This is a genomic window from Massilia frigida (genome assembly GCF_011682175.1).
Lineage (GTDB): Bacteria > Pseudomonadota > Gammaproteobacteria > Burkholderiales > Burkholderiaceae_D > Telluria_A > Telluria_A frigida.
This window is the reverse complement of the sequence record NZ_WHJG01000094.1, coordinates 1-3,170: the sequence shown is the minus strand read 5'-3', so window position 1 is coordinate 3,170 and position 3,170 is coordinate 1. Positions and strand designations below refer to the sequence as shown.

At 60.1% G+C, this 3,170-nt stretch carries 2 protein-coding genes; both read right to left on the bottom strand.

Annotated elements, in window-relative coordinates; translation table 11 throughout:
* Positions 1–413: 413 nt before the first annotated feature.
* Entirely contained in the window at positions 414–827 is a 414-nt protein-coding gene (locus tag F2P44_RS35255; RefSeq protein WP_223165153.1) for a transposase, read from the bottom strand.
* Positions 725–2,395, bottom strand: coding sequence for a transposase (locus tag F2P44_RS36765; RefSeq protein WP_223165152.1), 1,671 nt, complete (start codon positions 2,393–2,395; stop codon positions 725–727). Before F2P44_RS36765 ends, F2P44_RS35255 begins: the two co-directional genes overlap by 103 nt.
* Positions 2,396–3,170 lie beyond the last annotated feature (775 nt).

Here is a 3,170-nt window from a genome sequence, read left to right as displayed (position 1 = left end):
TATGCAGCGTTTCGCGTTTCTCGTCAACCCCTTCTTTGCTACCGCGTCTCTTTCGGGACGCTCCCAACTGCCTGCTAACTACTTGATTTCGTTAACCCTTTCAGCGGGGAGGCGAACTATAGCAAAGACTCTGATGGCATGGCAAGCCTTTTTGATACAAAATCGGTGGAACTCAGCCGCAATTCCAACCATACCCGTAATCTAAGGGCACCTCGCATTATCGTAATTTCCGCGTGAATGCTGGTGGCGATGCCAGCAGGCTTGGATTTCGAGGAAGGCCGAGCCGCTTCCCGCCGGTGTTATCGGCACTCAGCCTCATTTTGCGCAGTGCGGACGGACTACGGGGATCAGAACGCCTCGACCCCGGCCTCCTTCAAATAGACCAGGCGCCGCAGATCGTATGCAGCGACTTTTCAATTGAGCAACGTCACGCGCGCCAGACCGACGGTACCCGGCTCCTTACCGCCCAACTGCGCCATGCTGGCAAACATGTGCTCGATGCGGGCGCAGGTCTTGGCGATGAGCTTGTTGCGCCGCTCTTGGGCTGCCGAGATCGGCTTGTCCTTGCTTCCTTTTCGCTGGATATGCACGCGCCAGCCCTGTTTGCTTAGCCGCTCTTCACGCTCGCCATCGACGTAGCCCTTGTCGGCAAGGATGTTGCGGTTCGTATTGGGCGGATCGAGCACCTCTTCAAAGTGCAGTCTATCGTGCTTGCTGACCCTACTCAGCTTAATCCTGCGTACCAGCTTGTAGCGTTGGTCGGCGTTGGCCGAGACCTTGTAGCCGAAGTAGGACTTGCCGTACTTCTTGGTCCAGCGCGCGTCCATGTCCTGCTGACGGCGCTTGGCAGGTTTCCATGCGATGGGCAGGCGCCCTCCTTTACCAGCGCCGTCTCCGTCTTGCTCAGCGACTGCTTCGGCCCCTGCACGATGCTCGCGTCGACCATCTGCCCGCCGCGCGCGGTGTAATCGCGCTTGCTCAGTTGCCGGTTTACGGCCTCGAAGATGGTTTCGCTGGCGCCAGCCTGAATCAGGCATTCCTTGAAGGTCCAGATCGTCGTCCGGTCCGGAATCTGGCTGCTCGAGCGCAGCCCCACAAAGCGCTGGAAGCTCAGGCGGTCGAGCAACTGGAACTCCACCTGCTCGTCGCTCAGGTTGAACAACTGCTGGATCAGCAAAAGGCGAACCATCAGTTCGGTCGGAAACGGGGGACGGCCGCCGCGTTCGCGGCTGGGGCGAGGCGCTGCACGGTCCACTTCATCCGCTAACGCGGCGAAGTCGACGTGCTGCTCTGCTGGCGACGAGAATGTCGCCGCCGGCATATTCGTACGGCCCGACGTGCTGGTGCCATTGTTGCCGGCAGTGTCGACACTGCGCGTCTGCGTCGTGCTGGCCACGAGAATGTCGCGGCCAGCATTGAGTGTGATTCGGCTGTCGTCGGTGGCGCTGCCGTCCACGCCCTTGTTGGACAGGCCGGCGATGCGCCCGCCCACGTTGGCGATGTCGTTCGCCGCCCTGATGTCGATGGCATTGCCGGCGATGTTGCCACCATTGCTGACATTGCGGGCGTCGAGCGTGACCGCGCCATGCATGTCAGTCGGCTTCGCATTGGCGTAGCCGGCCAGGATGGTGCCGCTGTTGCTGATGCCGCCGTTCTGGTTGCGGATGGTGACGTTGTCGCCAGCAATCAGGGCGCCGCCGGTCGACAGGTCGCCCTGCTGCGGACGGCGCAGGTAGACCTTGGGTACCAGGGCCGTGGTGGTGCTGCCGTCCGGCATGGTAACGGTTTCTTCCTGCAGCCACACGATGTCGGTGTTCAGCTGGGCCATCTGCTGCTCGGACAGCGCCACGCCAGGCGTGAGCTGGAACTGTTTGGCGTAGGCCACGCCCGAATCCATCAGCGCCTTGAACGCCTGTTCGTTGTTCTCGTAGCCAGACAGCTTGTTGCTGCCGGTGATGTTGATCAACTGGTCGGCGAACGCGCGCTGTTCCACGAAACCATCGCCGTAGCGCTTCAGGGTGCGCTGCGGATCAATGTCAAGCTGGTCCAGGAAGTAATCGCTGCCGGTCCATTTGTTCTTATCGGTGAACAGCGGGTCGGTTTCGACCAGGTAGCCGGCGCCCTCGCCCGGTTTCAGCGAGAACAGATTGCCGGTCGGCGCTTTCCAGTCCGTGTTGCTGGTCAGGGTGACGTTCGGCACCTTCGGATCGGTGACGCGGCCGTTGATGTCTTTGGGGTTGGAGCCGACGACACCGGCGACCGACTTCTCCGCCACCGTCACGGGACGCGCGGCCGCGAATTTGGCGAACGAGGTCGTCAGGTCGCCGATGGCCGTCTGCTGCGCTGCCCGCGCATTGCCCGCGATGACGCTGCCAGGCAGGGCATTGCCTGCCACCTGGCCCTTGACAACGGGCTGGGCGCTCGTGCCGACGGTTACGCCGCGGCGCCGCCACTGCCTGTCTTCTGCGCGTCGGTGGTGACCGGAGCGGCCCCGCCGCAGGTACCTGCAACTTGCGTCCCAAGTTGCGCACTGCAGCCGGCAATGTAGCTGTCTCGACGGCAAGCTCACCGCTGGGTTGCCGCATACTGTACGGTGAAGTTCGCGCCGACTGCGGCTATATTGAGACCGCCGGTGATAGTGTCAAGCGTGTACCTATTCCCCTGATGAGGCCGTGTTTGAAGGTCAGCACTGATACCGTTCTCATGATACCGCTCCCGCAGCAGTAGCGCACATGGTAGTCAAACACTCAACTTCCACGCGAAACGACATTGGCCCGGAAAAGAGGCCGCGAAACGGCGCCGCTCGCGCAATGCCGAGCAGATTCAAACGGCCCGCCCGCTGGCAACCGCGACATCACGGGTTATTCGAGGCGCCAATATATCTCAGCATATAAACGCGGCAAATAACAAACCATGAAAGTTAATTAAGCAAAAACCTTCATCCAACGTTGCTTTGGTGCTGTTTTACGTATAAGAGAGGATCGAGAATAAACGTTTTCGCATATGCTCTCGCACTCTCTTCATCATTTGCATCCATTATATCAGAGCCTCTTGCAAAACTAGCGGAACGGATGAAAATTGCTTGGCAGCGCAAGCGAAAAGGTGGGGGTGGGCGCCCATTTCTGGCATGATTTAGTTTCTAACGCTTAATCAAAACGCCCACACCATGA

Coding starts and splice junctions, on each gene's coding strand:
- F2P44_RS35255 (WP_223165153.1), bottom strand. CDS start 827: ATGGACGCGCGCTGGACCAAGAAGTACGGCAAGTCCTACTTCGGCTAC.